Source organism: Nocardiopsis ansamitocini, assembly GCF_030268225.1.
Lineage (GTDB): Bacteria > Actinomycetota > Actinomycetes > Streptosporangiales > Streptosporangiaceae > Nocardiopsis_D > Nocardiopsis_D ansamitocini.
In genome coordinates, this window is record NZ_BSQG01000036.1 from 1 (window position 1) to 551 (window position 551).

1 protein-coding gene is annotated in these 551 nt (G+C 65.9%); it reads left to right on the plus strand.

The genetic code is table 11. The features are described 5' to 3' along the window. The coding region (locus QSJ59_RS24285) for a PTS transporter subunit EIIC (protein WP_285762095.1) at positions 1 to 551 on the plus strand (551 nt) is incomplete at both ends.

Consider the following 551-nt stretch of genomic DNA (forward strand, 5'->3'; position numbering starts at 1 on the left):
ATCCCGATGTTCCTGGGCGCCATGATCATCGGTCCGCTGGCGGCGTACCTGATGAAGCTGTTCGACGGCGTGGTGCAGCCGCGGATCAAGTCCGGCTTCGAGATGCTGGTCAACAACTTCAGCGCCGGCATCCTCGGCATGATCATGGCGATCGTCGGCTTGCTGGCCATCGGCCCCGTCGTGCAGGCGATCACCAAGGCGCTGGGCTCGGGCGTGCAGTTCCTGGTGGACCTGCAGGTGCTGCCGCTGGTCTCCATCATCGTGGAGCCCGCCAAGGTCCTCTTCCTCAACAACGCCATCAACCACGGCGTCTTCGGCCCGCTGGGCATCGCCTCGTCCGCCGAGACCGGCCAGGCCATCGAGTTCCTCATCGAGACCAACCCCGGCCCCGGCCTGGGCGTGCTGCTGGCCTGCTGGTTCTTCGGCCCCAAGATCAGCCGTGCCACCGCCCCGGGTGCGATCATCATCCACTTCTTCGGCGGCATCCACGAGATCTACTTCCCCTACATCCTGGCCCAGCCCAAGCTGATCCTCGCGGTGATCGCCGGCGG